Here is a 12,904-nt window from a genome sequence, read left to right as displayed (position 1 = left end):
TGAGGTAATGGGCTATTCCCGCACTTCATGTAATACGCCAGGCGACGCCTGTCCGGGCAACGTATCCAGCATCAGAGCGTCGCTGACCTCCAGCGTCTCCCCGCTGAACAGGTCGCGATAGCGGCGTCCGGCCAGCCGCTCAGGCAGCGCGACGGCGGTCTGCCGCCACAGCTTGCCGCGCTGCGCGTCGTCAAGGTGTCCAAAGACCAGCCGGGGCGCAATGACGATCAACGCCTCGTCGTCGGTGGCTCTGGCATAAGCGATGACGTTACTCTGCCGCTCGCCGCTGGCGGTCAGCGGCAGGTAGTCTCCCCCACGGAACAGGCGCGGGCTTTGCTGACGCAGGTGCAGAAGCGTGGTGGTCACAAACAGGTTCACCTGTCCGTTCAGCCAGGCGACTTCGTGGGTGAACACGCTGGCGTCGCTTGCGGCAAGCCGGCGCGCCAGCGCGGCGAAGTCAGGCTCCCGCCGGTTGTCGGGATCCACCAGGCTAAAGTTCAGCGCCTCGCTGCCCTGATAGATGTCCGGCACCCCCGGCGCGGTGAGCTTAATAACCGTCTGGGTCAGACTGTTAAACAGCCCGGCGCGAATAAAGGGCTGCAGCGCGGCGTAAAAATCCTGCAAAAAGTCGCCGTTATCATGGGCCAGCATATGCCGGGCGTAGTCAAGAACCGCCGTTTCGTAAGCCTCGTTGTTATCCACCCAGTCGGTGCGCAGCTTCGCCTCCCGCAGCGCCTTTTCGACAAAGATTAAAAAGCGCCTCTCCAGCGCCTTAACGCCTTCGGCATCCTGCGGCCGCAGGGTGGTTGGCCAGACGCCGGCCAGCGCCTGGTAGAGCATCCAGGTATCTGCCGCTTTCGGCGCGGTGCCGTCATTAAGAAATCTGACGTGGGTCTGATTCAGCTGTCGCCAGCGGTCCACGCAGTCGGCCCAGCGCTCCGGCGCTTCGGTCAGGGTATACAGGCGGGCACGGGCGTCCTCCCCGCGCTTGGTGTCGTGAGTTGAGGTGCCGGAGAGCGCATCCGGCTGGCGGATAAGCCGGTTCTGCATCTCCTGGTGAAAGCGGTCCCGAGAAAAGGGTTGTGGCACCGGTTCAGCCCCCACTTCATTCAGCGCCAGCCCCATGTTCTGGCGGAAAAACAGCGTATCTTCCACCGACTTGGCCATCAGCGGCCCGGTTAACTGCTGGAAACGGGTGCGGAATTCGCTGGCCGACGCTTTACTGGCGGTATCGCCCTGCAGAATAGCCAGAATAAACGCCAGCGCCCGCGGTTCAGGGGGGGCCGGCAGCCCGCGCACGCTCTCCGCCACGCGCTGCAGCAGGCGAACATCCGATGGCCTCATTCCCGCCGCCGTGCCGTAGGTGCGATAGACGGGAAAGGCGATCAGCAGTTCGCGCAGCGCCAGCCGCAGGCTCGCCTCTTCCGCTGCGCTGCCTTCGCTGCGGGCAATGGCCTGCGCCAGCCCCAGCAGCCGGTTAAATTCGCCCTCGAAGTTGCGCTCCACCATCAGCAGCCTGGCGGCCCGCAGCTCATCGCGCATATCTACCGTGCTGCCGACCATCTCCTCCCAGGCGCTGCGCAGCTCGCCGATCTTCTCGTCGTCCACCAGCACTTCAGCAAGCGAAGCGATAAACTCATAGCCGGTGGTGCCGGAAACCGGCCAGTCGGCGGGCAGCTGTTCGCCCTTACCGAGGATCTTCTCCACGACGATATAGCAGTCGGGACCCGCTTCGCGCCGCAGCCGTTCAAGGTAGGCGTGCGGATCGGCCAGCCCGTCGACGTGGTCCACCCGCAGGCCATCCACCGCGCCGCTTCTGACCAGTTCAAGGATCAGACGGTGGCTGTCGTCAAACACCGCGTCGTCCTCCACGCGCACGCCCACCAGTCCGGTCACCTCAAAAAAGCGGCGCCAGGAGAGCGCGCGCGGTGCCTCCCGCCAGGATATCAGCCGCCACGGCTGACGCTCATGCAGTTCGGCAATGGCGCGCTTATCGCGCAGGGCGAGGATCTCTGCTTCGCGTCCCTGCCAGCTGTCCGGTGTCAGCGGGTAGTCGCTATCGTAATATCTGAGGGCGGGCCTGCCGGTCTGCGGATCTGCCGCGACGGTAATATCGCCTTTTTCCAGCGCTGCCTCAAAGCTGTCGCCGAGAAACGGCAGCGTCAGACGCTGTGACCAGTCGATATCGAAGTGGCGGGCATAGCGGCTTTTTTCGCCATATTCCAGCACGTCCCGCCACCAGGGATTCTCCAGCGAGCTGGCCATGTGGTTCGGCACGATATCAAGGATCAGTCCAAGCCCTGCGCTTTTCAGCGCCTGGACCAGCCGATCAAAGCCCTCCCGGCCGCCGAGGGTCGGATCGAGCTGGTTGGCGTTAGTGACGTCATAGCCGTGGGTGGAGCCGCGGGTGGCGGTAAAAATGGGCGAAGCGTACAGATGGCTGACGCCGAGCGCCTTAATATAGGGGATCAGGGCAGCGGCGCGGTCAAAGGTCATGCCGTTGCGGAACTGAATACGATAGGTGGATAACGGGATCATCGCGAGTTCTCTCCCTGCGCAAGGCGAACCACAATGGCGTTACGGGGAAGATTGTGGCGTTCACCGGGCCAGGCAAACAGGGTTCTGCCCGGCATTTCCGGCAGCGGCACTTCGGTATCGCCGATATTAAATGCCAGCGACAGCGTACCTTTCGGAAAGCGCCAGCTTACCGCCACCAGGCCCGGTGCGGTTTGCAGCACCCTGCCGCACTCCCCCGGCGCATCGGCCAGCAGCGGCACAATGTGTTTGCGTCGCTTGAGCAGCAGCTCGCGGGTAAAGGCCAGAAACGCCTTCCCCTCTTCGCTTTGCAGCTTCTTCCAGTCGAGCTTTGAACGGTTGAAGGTGTCAGGCGCGTTGGGATCGGGAACGTCCTCCTCTCCGTGGCCGGCGTGCCCGGAAAACTCTTTCGCCCGGCCTTCGCGCACCGCCTGCGCCAGCTCGCCGTGAAAATCAGTAAAGAAAAAAAACGGTGCGGTTTCGCCGTACTCTTCGCCCATAAACAGCAGCGGAATATGCGGCGACAGCAGCAGCGCGGCGAGCAGCACCCGGGTCTTGTCCGCTCCGGCAAGGCGGATCAGTCGTTCTCCCTGCGCCCGGTTGCCCACCTGGTCATGGTTCTGAATAAAATCGACAAAGGCCGTGGGCGGCTGGCCTGCGCTTCTTTCCCCTCGCGGCCTGCCGCTAAAGGGTGAAAATTCACCCTGCCAGGCGAAGCCCTCGCTCATGGCTCTGGCAACGTGTTTTTCCGGCTGGTCGGCATAGTCGATGTAATAGCCCTGGGTTTCTCCGGTGGCCATCACGTGGACCGCGTTATGGAAATCATCGTTCCATTCGCCGCTGAACAGCGGAATGCCGCCGTCCGCCGTGCGCGGGTGGAGGAAAATTATGTTGCGTCCGTCTTCGGTAGTCAGATGAATGGGCCGGTCGCTAATTTCCGCGCGGATCCGTTCGGCGATCTCCAGAAGAATAGACTTTTCGGTCGTATCCTGAATATGGTCGATAGCGTCGAAGCGCAGCCCGTCAAAGTTGTACTCCTGCAGCCAGTAAAGGGGGGCTTCGCTCATGTAGCGACGCACGGCGTCCTCGTCCCAGGCGATGCCGTTGCCCCAGGGCGTCATCTCTTCCTTATGAAAGAAATCCGGCGACAGCTGCGGCAGATAGTTGCCCTCGGGACCAAAGTGGTTAAGCACAATGTCGAGCACTACCGACAGGCCGTAGCCGTGGGCGGCGTCGATAAAGGCCTTCAGATCGTCCGGGGTGCCCCAGGCGGCGTGGGGAGCATAAAGCAGCACGCCGTCGTAGCCCCAGCCGCGGTTGCCGCCGGCCTGGGAGACCGGCATCAGTTCGATAAGCGTCACGCCAAGCTCGGCCAGATAGGGCAATTTTGCGATTGCCGCCCGGAAGGTGCCCTCCGGGGTGAAGGTGCCGATATGCAGCTCGTAGAAAACCGCTTCCTCCCAGCGGCACCCCTGCCATTGCGCGTTTTGCCAGCGATAGGCGGTGGGATCGATCACCCGCGATGGGCCGTTGACGTCGCCCACCTGCGCCCGCGATGCCGGATCGGGCAACGCGGGGCCGTCGTCGGGCAGATACTGATATTCCGCTCCTGGCGTAACGCCGGAAACTTCGCGCTCAAACCAGCCGTTGCCCGCGGCGTGCATGGCGTACCTTTCCCCCGCAAGGATGAGGGTTATCTTTTCATGACCTGTCGCCCATACGCGAAAGCGAACGACGTCTTTGGCTACAAATTCACTTCCCCAGCTTTTACAAAAGGATTTTGAACTCATTACTGTCGCCCTTTTTTCTGACTGCATCCCCGGGGTGCAGTTACCCGGATAAAATGCCGCTGTACGCGGCGCACGCAGTAACAAGCATAGACCAGCCTGGAAAAAATGAAGTGACAGCGTCACGTTTCGCGGTGCGCCGCTGGCCGTCCGGCGTCGTTTAAAGAAGGGGCAGATTTGTAACAGAAGATTGAGTTGGCCTTTGCCGGCGGCGGACGCTGGCGGAACCGGCCTGGGACTTGCCCCGGCTTAATCTGCTGCACCGGCAGCGCCTGTTATTAAAAAAGAGAGATAATATGACGTTTCATCGCTTACGCCCTGTTATGTTCCGGCGTTAATAGTATTAATAACACCTGACCCATTGATAAATCTGTTTATAAACAGACGCCGATCCGGTTGCCCCACTTTATAGTCCTGAGATTAATTTCACCGTTGCGTCGGTTGACCGACAGCGTTTATTGAGAATAATCCGGGAAATAGCGGGCGCTAATAACCCTGCGTTTATTAATGAAAAACGGTGTATCGCGTTATTGCTTCCTGACGTCAACAATTCCAGAGAGAGGCTTTATCCTTTTTTCGGTTTATGACCGGCGGCGGGGAGTTATTTGAGCGGCTGATAAGGCAATATACGTCCGGGAAGTGCGCGATTGCGGTAAGCGGAGAATGCCCGGCGGCATTCTCCACAGTCTTACTGCGCGCCGTTGAGCTGATAATCGAGGCTGATTTCCGCTTTCAGCAGCTGTGAAACCGGGCAGCCGGCCTTCGCCTTCTGAATAATTCCATCGAAGGTGACGGCATCGATATTCGGCACTTTCACCTCGCTGCGCAACGCGATACGGGTAATGGCAAAACCGGCGTCCACCTTATCCAGCGAAACGTCAGCGGTGGTGTCGATCGCCTCCGGCGTAAAGCCGGCCTCGCCCAGCATCAGCGACAGCGCCATTGAGAAGCAGGCGGCGTGCGCCGCGCCGATCAGCTCTTCCGGGTTGGTGCCCTTCTCGCCCTCAAAGCGGGTATTAAAGCCGTAGGGTTGCTGACTCAGTGCGCCGCTCTCGGTGGAAACCGTGCCTTTACCGCGTTTAATATCACCTTCCCAGTGTGCCTGACCTTTTTTATGGATTGTCATTATTGCTCTCCTGTTGGCTAAAAAAGGCAAGTATAGTTCATCTTTAACCGGCCGGGCGTATTCAGGACATGTCTGCTTTTGTCAGCAAACCGGCGCTACGGGTAAAATGAATTCAGGATAGTCCTGGTAAATATTTTATATTGTTAACACCATTTATTTTCTGCAGAGGATTTACTGGCGTGTCAGCTTATTACTTTAATGTTTTTAAATGTTCCAGGAGTTTTCTGAACTACAGTGCATAAAATATTTGCCATGCTGAATACGCTTTAAATTTTATGTTTTATGAGTTGTATTTTTAATACACCGTCAAGGAGGTTACGATGTTTACTTATTATTCAGCAATGTCATCAACGGCGCAGCCGGCGCTGGTACATGCGATTGAACAGGGATTGCGGGCAGAATTAGGCGTTGTCACCGAAGATGACATTTTAATGGAGCTGACCAAATGGGTTGAGGCTTCCGACAATGATATCCTCAGCGACATCTATCAGCAGACCATTAACTATGTGGTCAGCGGTCAACACGCTTCCCTGTAAGTGCTAAGCTATAACGGCAACCTAAGGGGTTACGTTTCTTTCGCACCCGCGAATTTGTCCTTAAAACCAGCAACAGGATTGAGGAGTAAACATGAAATCGAACCGTCAGGCCCGTCATCTGCTTGGGCTGGATCATAAGATCTCCAACCAGCGCAAAGTGGTCACCGAAGGCGATAACGCCACCGTGGTTAACCACCCGACCGGCAGAAAGCGCCGGCAGGATAGCGGCCGCTGATTGCCCGCCGCACCGTGACGATAAACACCATCGCAACTGCGATGGTGTTTTTGTTTATACAGTTCTGCGGGCGCGTCCCAATGCTTTATACTCTCTGTCCGACGCCCTGGCGGAACGGCAAAGCGCGATGATAAGTCAGTGCCAGGGGCGGACATTCAAAAAAGAGCGAGTGACATGGAAACCAAATCTAAAAAACAGCGTTCCCTTTATATCCCCTACGCTGGCCCGGTACTGCTGGAGTTCCCCCTGTTGAACAAAGGCAGCGCCTTTAGTATGGAGGAGCGGCGTAACTTCAACCTGCTGGGACTGCTGCCGGAGGTGGTGGAATCAATTGAAGAACAGGCGGAGCGCGCCTGGATCCAGTATCAGGGTTTTAAAACCGAAATTGATAAGCATATCTATCTGCGCAATATTCAGGACACTAACGAAACCCTCTTCTACCGGCTGGTGCAAAATCATCTTGATGAGATGATGCCGGTTATCTACACCCCGACGGTGGGCGCGGCCTGCGAGCACTTCTCCGAGATTTATCGCCGGGCGCGCGGGGTCTTTATCTCTTATCCGAACCGGCACAACATGGACGACATCCTGCAGAACGTGCCCAATCACAATATCAAAGTGATCGTGGTGACCGACGGCGAACGTATCCTGGGCCTGGGCGACCAGGGTATCGGCGGCATGGGCATTCCCATCGGCAAGCTGTCGCTGTACACCGCCTGCGGAGGCATCAGCCCCGCCTACACCCTGCCGGTAGTGCTTGACGTCGGCACCAACAACCAGCAGTTGCTTAACGATCCGCTGTATATGGGCTGGCGCAACCCGCGCATTACCGACGACGAGTATTATGCGTTTGTCGATGAGTTTATTCAGGCGGTCCGCCAGCGCTGGCCGGACGTGCTGCTGCAGTTTGAGGACTTCGCGCAGAAAAACGCGATGCCGCTGCTGAACCGCTATCGCGATGAAATTTGCTGCTTTAATGATGATATTCAGGGCACGGCCGCGGTAACCGTCGGCACGCTGATCGCCGCCAGCCGCGCCGCGGGCAGCCAGCTGAGCGAGCAGAAGATCGTCTTCCTGGGCGCAGGCTCCGCCGGCTGTGGCATTGCCGAGCAGATCATCGCCCAGACCTGTCGGGAAGGGCTAACGGACGAGGCCGCGCGGCAGAAGGTCTTCATGGTCGATCGTTTCGGCCTGCTGACCGACGGGATGCCGAACCTGCTCTCCTTCCAGACAAAGCTGGTGCAGAAGCGCGAGCATCTGCAGCACTGGGATACCCACAGCGAAGCGCTGTCGCTGCTGGACGTGGTGCGCAACGTGAAGCCGGATATTTTGATCGGCGTCTCCGGCCAGGCGGGGCTGTTCACTGAAGAGATTATCCGCGAGATGCACAAGCACTGCCCGCGGCCGATCGTGATGCCGCTCTCCAACCCAACCTCCCGGGTAGAGGCGACGCCGCAGGATATCATCACCTGGACCGAGGGCAATGCGCTGGTCGCCACCGGCAGCCCGTTTGCCCCGGTGGTCTGGAAAGATACCGTCTATCCCATCGCCCAGTGTAATAACGCCTATATCTTTCCCGGCATCGGCCTTGGGGTGATCGCCACCGCCGCATCGCGCATTACCGATGAAATGCTGATGGCCGCCAGCGAAACCCTGGCGCACTATTCGCCGCTGGTGCTCAACGGCAGCGGGCTGGTGCTGCCGGAGCTGAAGGATATCCAGACCGTCTCCCGCGCTATCGCCTTTGCGGTCGGTAAGATGGCGCAGCAGCAGGGCGTGGCGGTGAAAACCTCCGCCGAGGCGCTGCAGCAGGCCATTGACGACAACTTCTGGAAAGCCGAGTATCGCGATTACCGCCGCACCTCTATCTGACCTGCGGCACGGCGATGTCGGGCCGTTTTCACCAGCCGCTCTCCACGCAATAAAAAAGGCGCTACCGAAGTAGCGCCTTTTGTCTGCGATGGCCAGGATTAGCGGAGTCCTTCCTCGCTCTCTTGTTTTGCTTCAAGCTTCTCAAGCTTACGATACCAGCGCGGGTGGTGCTTCGCCGCCCAGCGACGGCTCACCTTCCCTTCAACCATCCCTTTGATCGAGCCTTTGACCCAAAATGCCATATACATATGGATCAGGATGGCGTGCATCAGGATAATGCCGGCCGCCGCGTGGATCAGCAGGCTGTAGCGCACCACCTGCATCGGGAAGAACTGCGCGAAGTAGGGACGCCAGATAATCACCCCGGTCACCAGCAGCACAAACATCATGCTCATGATGCTCCAGAACATCATCTTCTGCCCGGCGTTGTATTTGCCAACGTCGGCGACCTTATGCTCGTTGCCCTTCAGCACCTCAACAATGTTGAGCAGCCACGGAATATCTTTCTTATCCGGGATGTTGTGGTGCACGAAGCGGAAGAACATCACCACCAGCGCGATAAAGATCACCACGCCGAAGAACGGGTGCAGAATGCGCCCCATCTGCGGCGTACCGAAGGTCTGCGTTAACCACTGCAACGTCGGAAAGAAAAACGAAATCCCCGACAGCGCCACCAGGAAGAAACAGATGGCTACCGTCCAGTGACAGGCGCGGTCGACAAACTTCGTGCGCACAATCATTTTCGATTTACTCATGATGCTCCTCCTCGTCATCGCTGACCTCCTTGTTCGGGCCTACGCCGATGTAGTGGTAAATCAGACCGGCGAAGGTGGCGATAAAGCCGGCAGCGGCGAGCGGCTTCAGCGCGCCCTTCCACAGATTGATTGAGGTATCGATCTTCGGCTCGTTCGGCAGCCCGTGATACAGCTCCGGCTGGTCCGCGTGATGCAGTACATACATCACGTGGGTGCCGCCGACGCCCTGCGGGTTGTACACTCCGGCGTGCTCGTAACCGCGCGCTTTGAGCTTTTTAACCCGCTGCTCGCCCAGCTCCAGCATCTCCGTCTTGCTGCCGAAATGGATGGCACCGGTCGGGCAGGTTTTGACGCAGGCCGGTTCCTGGCCGACGCTGACGCGATCGACACAGAGGGTGCATTTATAGACCCGGTTATCCTCTGGATTGAGGCGCGGAATATTAAACGGACACCCGGCGATGCAGTAGCCGCAGCCGATGCAGTGCTCTGACTGAAAGTCAACGATCCCGTTGGCGTACTGGATAATCGCTCCGGCGGACGGGCACGCCTTCAGGCAGCCCGGATCTTCACAGTGCATACAGCCGTCTTTGCGGATCAGCCACTCCAGCTTGTCGTTCTGTTCGACTTCGCTAAAGCGCATCACCGTCCATGATTTAGCGGTCAGGTCGGCGGGGTTATCATACACCCCGACGCAGTGCCCCACTTCGTCACGAATGTCGTTCCACTCCGAGCAGGCCACCTGGCAGGCTTTACAGCCCACGCAGGTGGAGACGTCGATAAGCTTGGCGACCTCGGCTTTGTGATCACGCGCCCGCGGAGCCGGCGTGATGGCGTTAGTTGCGGACCTTTTGATGATGTCCTGCGTTTCCAAAGACATATAGTGGCCCCCTTACGCCTTCTCGATGTTAACTAAAAACGCTTTATATTCCGGCGTTTGCGAGTTGGAATCACCGACGTTTGGCGTCAGGGTATTGGCGATATAGCCTTTGCGCGCCACGCCTTCATAGCCCCAGTGCAGCGGGATCCCGATGGTTTCCACCTGCTGACCGTTGACGTGCAGCGTCCGCAGACGGCGCGTGACCACCGCGACCGCGCGAATAAAGCCGCGTTTGCTGCTTACCGTGACGCGATCGCCGTTGGCGATGTTCTTCGCGGCGGCCAGCGTCTCGCTGATTTCCACAAACTGCTCCGGCTGCGCGATGGCGTTGAGCTTCGCGTGCTTGGTCCAGGTGTGGAAGTGCTCGGTCAGGCGATAGGTGGTTCCCACATACGGGAACTGCTCCTTCTTACCCATCCGCACGGCGTCTTCTTCATACAGACGCACCACCGGACTGGAGATAACGTTCGGGTGCAGCGGGTTAGTGCCCAGCGGCGTTTCCATCGGCTCGTAGTGCTCCGGGAACGGCCCTTCCGCCAGCTTGTTGAGAGCGAACAGGCGACCCAGCCCTTCCGGCTGCATGATGAACGGCCCGGTTTTGCTGCCCGGCGCGGCGGTGTTGAAGTCCGGGATGTCGTTCCCCGTCCACTTCTTGCCGTCCCACTGGATCAACATCCGTTTCGGATCCCACGGTTTACCGTTGATATCCGCCGAGGCGCGGTTGTAAAGCACGCGGCGGTTCAGCGGCCATGCCCACGCCCAGCCCAGCGTATTGCCCAGCCCTGACGGATCGGCGTTATCGCGGTTCGCCATCTGGTTGCCCTGCTCCGTCCAGCTGCCGGTGTAGATCCAGCAGGAGGAGGCGGTGGTGCCGTCATCGCGCAGCTGGGCGAAGCTGCTCAGCAGCTGGCCTTTCTTCGCGATCAGCTTCCCGTTGGCGTCGTAGAGATCTTCCAGCGCATAGCCGTTGTTCTCTTTGGCCACCTCTTCGGACTCCGGATGGTTCGGCTGCTTGTAGTCCCAGCGCATTTTCAGCAGCGGCTCCGCGCCTTTCCCGCCTTCGGTGCGATACATCTCGCGCAGACGGTGGAACAGCCCGGCCAGGATCTGCCCGTCGTTACGCGCTTCGCCCGGCGCGTCCTGTCCCTTCCAGTGCCACTGCAGCCAGCGGCCGGAGTTGGCGATGGAGCCATCCTCTTCCGCAAAGCAGGTGGACGGCAGGCGGAACACTTCGGTCTGAATAGAGGCCGGATCGACGTCGTTAGACTCGCCGTGGTTCTGCCAGAAGGTGGAGGTCTCGGTCACCAGCGGATCGATAACCACCATATACTTCAGCTTGCTCAGGCTGCGCACCACTTTGTTTTTGTCCGGGAAGGACGCCACCGGGTTGAAGCCCTGACAGATATAGCCGGTCACCTTCCCGCTATCCATCATGTTGAAGTATTTGATAACGTCGTAGGTCTGATCCCACTTCGGCAGCCAGTCAAAGCCCCAGTCGTTCTCTTTTCGCGCGTCGTCGCCGTAGAACGCCTTCATCAGGCTGACGGCAAACTTCGGATAGTTGCTCCAGTAGTTCACCTGGTCAGGAAGCGTCGCCTTCGGCGTGTTGTCCGCAAGCCAGCTCTGCAGGCTGGTCTGTTTTTCCGACGGCAGGGTCAGGTAGCCCGGCAGGCTGGTGGAGAGCAGCCCCAGGTCGGTTAAGCCCTGGATATTAGAGTGGCCGCGCAGGGCGTTCACGCCGCCGCCCGCCATCCCCATGTTGCCCAGCAGCAGCTGGATCATCGCCATGGTGCGGATGTTCTGCGCCCCCACGGTATGCTGCGTCCAGCCCAGCGCGTACAGGAAAGTGGTCGTCCGGTCCGCGGCGCTGGTGGAGGCCAGCACTTCACACACCTTCAGAAAGTCCGCCTTCGGGGTGCCGCAGATGTTTTCCACCACCTCCGGCGTATAGCGGGAGACGTGCTGCTTCAGCAGGTTCCACACGCAGCGCGGATGGGTCAGAGTGTCATCGCGAAGCGCGTGGCCGTTTTCATCAAACTGGTAGTTCCAGGACGACTTATCGTACTGGCGCTTTTCGGCGTCGTAGCCGCTGAACAGGCCGTCTTCAAAGGTAAAGTCATCCCGCACCAGCAGGCCGGCGTTGGTGTAATGCCTGACGTACTCAGCGTTGATCCTGTTGTTTTCGATCAGATAACGCAGCACGCCGGACAGGAACGTAATGTCCGTACCGGAACGGATGGGCGCGTAAATATCCGCCACGGATGCCGTACGGGTAAAGCGGGGATCGACCACAATCAGCGTGGCGTCATTATGATTTTTCGCTTCCATCGCCCAGCGGAAGCCCACCGGATGTGCCTCAGCGGCGTTGCCGCCCATCACCATCACGACGTTAGCGTTTTTAATATCAACCCAGTGGTTGGTCATCGCGCCGCGACCAAATGTTGGAGCAAGACTTGCTACCGTTGGTCCGTGTCAGACGCGCGCCTGGTTGTCTACCGCCAGCATGCCGAGGGAGCGCGCAAATTTTTGCGTCAGCATACCGGTTTCATTACTCGCTGCGGAGGCGCACAGCATCCCGGTGGAAAGCCAGCGGTTTACCGTTACGCCCTGCTCGTTCTTTTCAATAAAATTGGCGTCACGGTCGGCTTTCATCAGCTTCGCGATGCGGTCAAAGGCTTCGTTCCAGCTGATACGCTGCCATTTGTTGGAGCCTGGCGCGCGGTATTCCGGGTAGCGCAGACGGTTTTCACTGTGAACGTAGTCCAGCAGGCCCGCGCCTTTCGGGCATAACGCCCCGCGGCTTACCGGATGATCCGGATCGCCTTCGATATGGTAAATCGCTTCTTTGGCGTTCATCGCTCCATCGCCCAGGCTATACATTAATAGCCCGCAACCTACGGAACAGTATGTGCAGGAGTTACGGATCTCTTTCGCGCGCAACAGCTTATAGTTTCGCGACTGAGCCAGCGCCATTTTGGGTGAGAAACCCAGCGCTGCTACCGTTGTCCCCGCCATACCGCCCGCGCAGATTTTAAAAAATTTTCTGCGGCTGACGTCCATTGCTTTCCTCATTTTTCCAGTGAAACTTACACCAAATTCTTCGGGCAACTTCGCGACGTCGAACCGGAAAACCCGCCGCCTGAGCCTGCGGTTTATCGCGGTTACTTTGTCGCCGACGATG

General features: G+C 58.8%; 9 protein-coding genes. 3 read left to right on the top strand and 6 right to left on the bottom strand.

Annotated elements, in window-relative coordinates; all coding sequences use genetic code 11:
• Window positions 1–12: 12 nt before the first annotated feature.
• The 3 genes from treY to GJV78_RS07145 all read right to left on the bottom strand — a co-directional run bounded on the left by treY (window position 13) and on the right by GJV78_RS07145 (window position 5,448).
• A complete protein-coding gene (gene treY / locus GJV78_RS07155) occupies window positions 13–2,538 on the bottom strand; it encodes a malto-oligosyltrehalose synthase (RefSeq protein ID WP_155107676.1) in 2,526 nt (841 codons plus the stop codon).
• The gene (treZ, locus tag GJV78_RS07150; RefSeq protein WP_155107675.1) at window positions 2,535–4,325 is read right to left on the bottom strand and encodes a malto-oligosyltrehalose trehalohydrolase; all 1,791 of its coding nucleotides are present in this window, start codon (window positions 4,323–4,325) and stop codon (window positions 2,535–2,537) included. Before treZ ends, treY begins: the two co-directional genes overlap by 4 nt.
• 685 nt (window positions 4,326–5,010) lie before the next feature.
• Window positions 5,011–5,448 (bottom strand): OsmC family protein, encoded by a 438-nt coding sequence (locus GJV78_RS07145; protein ID WP_155107674.1) that lies wholly within the window; start codon window positions 5,446–5,448, stop codon window positions 5,011–5,013.
• Window positions 5,449–5,768: 320 nt separating this feature from the next.
• Here GJV78_RS07145 and bdm point away from each other — a divergent pair, with 320 nt between their 5' ends.
• The 3 genes from bdm to GJV78_RS07130 all read left to right on the top strand — a co-directional run bounded on the left by bdm (window position 5,769) and on the right by GJV78_RS07130 (window position 8,091).
• Entirely contained in the window at window positions 5,769–5,984 is a 216-nt protein-coding gene (gene bdm, locus GJV78_RS07140; RefSeq protein ID WP_155107673.1) for a biofilm-dependent modulation protein, read from the top strand.
• Window positions 5,985–6,075: 91 nt separating this feature from the next.
• On the top strand, window positions 6,076–6,219 hold the full coding sequence (gene sra, locus GJV78_RS07135; protein WP_155107672.1) for a stationary-phase-induced ribosome-associated protein: 144 nt from the start codon (window positions 6,076–6,078) through the stop codon (window positions 6,217–6,219).
• A gap of 174 nt (window positions 6,220–6,393) precedes the next feature.
• Window positions 6,394–8,091: an NAD-dependent malic enzyme gene (locus GJV78_RS07130; RefSeq protein WP_155107671.1), complete on the top strand. Its 1,698-nt coding sequence runs from the start codon at window positions 6,394–6,396 to the stop codon at window positions 8,089–8,091.
• A gap of 98 nt (window positions 8,092–8,189) precedes the next feature.
• Here GJV78_RS07130 and fdnI read toward each other — a convergent pair whose 3' ends face one another.
• From fdnI to fdnG, 3 genes are read right to left on the bottom strand one after another with little or no spacing between them, the layout of a single operon-like run.
• Window positions 8,190–8,846 carry a formate dehydrogenase-N subunit gamma gene (fdnI, locus tag GJV78_RS07125; protein ID WP_155107670.1) on the bottom strand — a complete coding sequence of 219 codons (657 nt, stop codon included), beginning with the start codon at window positions 8,844–8,846 and terminating at the stop codon, window positions 8,190–8,192.
• Window positions 8,839–9,723, bottom strand: coding sequence for a formate dehydrogenase subunit beta (gene fdxH / locus GJV78_RS07120; protein WP_155107669.1), 885 nt, complete (start codon window positions 9,721–9,723; stop codon window positions 8,839–8,841). Before fdxH ends, fdnI begins: the two co-directional genes overlap by 8 nt.
• A gap of 12 nt (window positions 9,724–9,735) precedes the next feature.
• On the bottom strand, window positions 9,736–12,783 hold the full coding sequence (gene fdnG / locus GJV78_RS07115) for a formate dehydrogenase-N subunit alpha (protein WP_155107751.1): 3,048 nt from the start codon (window positions 12,781–12,783) through the stop codon (window positions 9,736–9,738).
• Window positions 12,784–12,904: the final 121 nt, after the last annotated feature.

The organism is Intestinirhabdus alba (assembly GCF_009711095.1).
GTDB lineage: Bacteria > Pseudomonadota > Gammaproteobacteria > Enterobacterales > Enterobacteriaceae > Intestinirhabdus > Intestinirhabdus alba.
This window is presented reverse-complemented; position numbering and strand designations above follow the sequence as displayed.

What these genes read in the sequence shown, in the direction of transcription:
- treY (WP_155107676.1), bottom strand. Translation starts at nt 2,538, where the DNA reads ATGATCCCGTTATCCACCTATCGTATTCAGTTCCGCAACGGCATGACC.
- treZ (WP_155107675.1), bottom strand. Translation starts at nt 4,325, where the DNA reads ATGAGTTCAAAATCCTTTTGTAAAAGCTGGGGAAGTGAATTTGTAGCC.
- GJV78_RS07145 (WP_155107674.1), bottom strand. Translation starts at nt 5,448, where the DNA reads ATGACAATCCATAAAAAAGGTCAGGCACACTGGGAAGGTGATATTAAA.
- bdm (WP_155107673.1), top strand. Translation starts at nt 5,769, where the DNA reads ATGTTTACTTATTATTCAGCAATGTCATCAACGGCGCAGCCGGCGCTG.
- sra (WP_155107672.1), top strand. Translation starts at nt 6,076, where the DNA reads ATGAAATCGAACCGTCAGGCCCGTCATCTGCTTGGGCTGGATCATAAG.
- GJV78_RS07130 (WP_155107671.1), top strand. Translation starts at nt 6,394, where the DNA reads ATGGAAACCAAATCTAAAAAACAGCGTTCCCTTTATATCCCCTACGCT.
- fdnI (WP_155107670.1), bottom strand. Translation starts at nt 8,846, where the DNA reads ATGAGTAAATCGAAAATGATTGTGCGCACGAAGTTTGTCGACCGCGCC.
- fdxH (WP_155107669.1), bottom strand. Translation starts at nt 9,723, where the DNA reads ATGTCTTTGGAAACGCAGGACATCATCAAAAGGTCCGCAACTAACGCC.